Below are 3,489 nucleotides of genomic sequence, written 5' to 3'. Positions count from 1 at the left end.
CGCCGGGCTGAGCCTCGCCGACCGTGCCGACCGTCGCCGGGCTGAGCCTCGCCGACCGTGCCGACCGTCGCCGGGCTGAGCCTCGCCGACCGTGCCGACCGTGCCGACCGTCCCGACCGTCGCCGGGCATCGCGGGGCGTGCTTCGTCGGGCCGCGCCTCGCCGACGCCGCCGGGCGTCGTCGGGCCGGGCGTCGTCGGGCCGGGCCGCTTGGACCCTCGTCGACGTCGACAACGTCGTTCAGGGCCAGGCTGCGCACATGCATGCAGAATGCGTACATCCGATGTGCGCAGGCTGCACGGATGTACGCATTCTGTGTCGCACTGGGCTTGGGCTTGGGACATCGCGGGGTGGCTGCCTTGGGCTTGGGACATCGCGGGGTGGCTGCGTCGGCCGGCGACGACGGGCTCGTGGCTGCTGGGCTGGGGAGATTTTGAATTCAGTTGCACCAGGGTCTGCGCCCAGGTGAGCACCAGTTGAGCGTGACCGGGGGTGTGCGGCCGGTTGAGCGTGACCGGGGTATGCGGCCGGTTGAGCGTGACCGGGGGTGTGCGGCCGGGTGAGCGTGACCGGGGGTGTGCGGCCGGGTGAGGGTGACCGGGGGACGTGACGTGGCGCTTGACGACTTCTGCGGTGGGGTGATTTTCCGCGGGGGACTCGATTCTTCGCGGGCGGCTCGAATCTCGACGGAGCGGCTGGGCGAAACCCTAGAATGGCCCGCGCCCGTGCGGGCGAAAGGGGAGTGCCATGGACCGGACCGGCGGGATCAGACGCACCTCGAAGGACATCCGGAACACCAACCGGTTCGCCGTCCTGCGCGGTATCTACTCGGCGGTGAGCCCGTCTCGGCAGGATCTCGCCGCGCTCACCGGGTTGAGCTTCGCGACGGTGTCGAACATCGTCACTGAGCTCATCCACGCCGGGGTGCTCGTCGAGGCGAGCCGGGAGGACTCCGGCGGTGGTCGCCCGCGGGCACGGCTGAAGTTCGACCCGGCGCGCGGGCTCCTGCTGGGGGTCGACGTCGCCGAGACGTACGTGCGGGTGGACGTCTTCGATCTCGCGCTGACCCATCTCGCGCGCTACGACCGTGAGATGACCGAGCGGAAGTCCGATCCGACCTATGTGATCGGTGAGATCGCGCGATGCGTGCAGGAGGCACTCGACGACCACCCGGCGGGCCCGATCCTCGGCGTCGGCGTCAGCCTGCCCGGTCAGGTGGAGCCCGACACCGGCGTGTCGGTGTTCGCGCCGAACTGGGGCTGGTCCGACGTGCCGGTCCAGGCGATGCTGCAGGAGCTCGTGCATCTTCCGATCCACGTGGACAACCCGCTCAAGGCGACGACGGTCGCCGAGCTATGGTTCGGCCACGGTAGGGCGACCGGCGACCTGATCACGATCAACCTCGGCACCGGGGTCGGTGCCGGCATCGCCGTCGACGGTCAGCTGATCAGGGGCGTCACCAACAACGCCGGCGAGTGGGGCCACAGCACCCTGGTCATGGACGGGCGCCAATGCCGATGCGGGCGTCTCGGGTGCGTCGAGGCCTACATCGGCGTGCCCGGCCTGATGGCCCTGTTCGGGGAGCGATACCCGGGACACGCCTACCTGGCCGGCGAGACGCAACTCAAGTTCGTGCACGCGATCAGGCAGGGCATGCTCGACGACGAGCCCGAGGCCCGGTGGCTCATCGGCGAGTTCGCGCGGTACCTGGGTGCCGCGCTCGCGAATCTCGTGAACATCATCAACCCACGCCGGATCGTGCTCTCGAGCTGGGCGGCGACGGAGCTCGGGGAGTGGCTGCTGGCTCCGACGCGCGAGCGTCTGATCAGCGAGGCGATCGCGGGTTCGGCCGCCGCGGTCGAGGTCGCGCTCAGCTCCGTGCACGGAAGTCCGGTCGCCCTCGGGATGGCGACCCTCGCGTTGGAGAGCTTCCTGGAGCAGCTGGGACTGCCCGGCGGTGCCGCCCGCCCGGCCCGGGTCCCCGTCTCCTGACGTGTCCTGACGTCGTCCGACCGTCCGCGCCGAACTCTGGACAGTACTTATTCTAGGGGTTAGTCTAACCGGCAGCGGAACAAGGAAGGCCCTCGAGAGACGCCCAGCCGACCCGTCCGTGCGGTACCGCAGAGAGGCGGAAGAGCAATGGCGCTCATTCAGAAGGAGCTGTCCCGGCGCGGATTCCTGGCCGGGTTCGGCGTGGCGGCCGGCGTCATCACCCTGACCGCGTGCGGCACCCAGAGCGGCGGCGGCGGAGGCGGCGGGAGTGACGGCAGCGCCGACCTGAAAATGACGGTCTGGGGCGGCGAGGTCGACAAGAAGGCCTACCAGGACCGTATCGACCTGCTCGTGAAGAAGTACCCCGAGCTCAAGGTCACCCTCGCCCTGATACCGGCGGCGAACTACGCCCAGAAGGTGCAGACCATGATCGCGGGCGGCAACGGCCCCGACATCATGGAGGTCGCCGAGAACGTCAACGTCTACTCCAGCAAGAGCCAGATCATCCCGCTGGACAAGTACGTCTCGAGCGCGAAGCTTGACCTCGAGGCTCAGTTCGGGCCGGTCGGCAAGGCCTACAGCTACCAGGACAAGGTGTACGCGATCCCGGACCGCTCGGGCGCGATGATCCTGTACTACAACAAGACCCTGTTCGAGGCGAAGGGCATAGCGGCACCCACCGCGGCCTGGACCTGGGACGACATGCTCAGCGCCTCCAAGGAACTGACCGTGCCCGGCTCGGTCTGGGGCTTCGGCGGAACCGGCTGGTGGCCGGGGTGGTGGAGCATGGTCTACCAGAATGGCGGGGCGATCATCGACCCGGAGACCGGCAAGCCGACGGTCGACTCGGATGCCGTGGTCGAGGCGCTGCAGTGGTGCGGCGACCTGATCTTCAAGCACCATGTCGTGCCCACCACACCCCAGTACGCGGACATGGGTCCTGACATGGGCGGCGACCAGGCCTTCGCGGCGCAGAGCGTCGCGATGAACATCACTGGCTTCTGGAACGTCGGCACGCTCGCTGCGGACCCGAAGCTCGAGTGGGACCTCGCCCCGTTGTGGCAGCAGAAGAAGCAGGCCGTGGCGGCGTTCGGTAGTGGGCTGGCCATCTCGCGTGACTGCAAGAACCCGGACGCAGCGTTCAAGGCGATCGCGTTCCTCACGGCAGCCAAGGCACAGGCGACCATCATCGAGAGCAAGCAGGACGTGCCCGCCAGCATCGAGGTCCAGAAGAGCGACACGTTCCTGAAGCCGTCCTGGATGACCAAGCCGCTCAACATGGCCGCCTTCCCTGAGTCCTCCAAGTTCGTCTTCAAGTCCCCGTTCATCCCGGAGTGGGACGAGATGCAGAAGGCCTTTACGGACGGCCTCGCGGACTTCTGGCTCGGCAAGCAGCAGGCCGCACCCGCGCTGAAGGCGATCCAGACCCAGCTGACGTCGATCATCAAGCCCGCGGCCTGATCGTGGCGCTGGCAACAGCCGGGCCCGCTACGGCGGG

Annotated in this window: 2 protein-coding genes; both read left to right on the top strand. The window is 68.4% G+C overall.

The window, feature by feature from the left end:
* Positions 1 to 746 precede the first annotated feature (746 nt).
* Entirely contained in the window at positions 747 to 1,991 is a 1,245-nt protein-coding gene (locus VIM26_RS25925) for an ROK family transcriptional regulator (RefSeq protein WP_331956217.1), read from the top strand.
* A gap of 147 nt (positions 1,992 to 2,138) precedes the next feature.
* A complete protein-coding gene (locus VIM26_RS25920) occupies positions 2,139 to 3,452 on the top strand; it encodes a sugar ABC transporter substrate-binding protein (protein WP_331956216.1) in 1,314 nt (437 codons plus the stop codon).
* The last annotated feature ends 37 nt before the right edge of the window (positions 3,453 to 3,489 follow it).

This window comes from Pengzhenrongella sp. (assembly GCF_036565025.1).
Taxonomy (GTDB): domain Bacteria; phylum Actinomycetota; class Actinomycetes; order Actinomycetales; family Cellulomonadaceae; genus Pengzhenrongella.
The sequence above is the reverse complement of the archived record's forward strand: the minus strand, read 5'-3'. Positions and strand labels throughout refer to the sequence as shown.